General features: G+C 71.8%; 1 pseudogene. It reads right to left on the reverse strand.

The annotated features are described in order from the left end of the window. Positions 1-253: pseudogene (locus AC5RUJ_RS19075) on the reverse strand (hypothetical protein); the annotation flags it as partial. Positions 254-262 lie beyond the last annotated feature (9 nt).

Here is a 262-nt window from a genome sequence, read left to right on the forward strand (position 1 = left end):
CCAGCGGATAGGTCCGCGACTCCACCAGTCGCCCGTCGGCGGTAAACACCTTGGGCGCCACGGCCAGGCTCGGCGAGGCGTCCCGCAGGCCGGTGGGCCGGTCGCCGAAACCGCGGTGGTAAACCAGCGAGTCGTCCACCATCTTCAGGTAGCCCTCGTTGATGTAGAGGTCCAGCACGCCGGGGACGGGCACGACGGCGGCGGGCCAGGTTCCGGTGGCGACGGACTGGGCGCGGCTCCTTCGCCCAGCCACGGTCGCCTG

It is taken from the genome of Arthrobacter sp. Y3223164, from assembly GCF_059091005.1.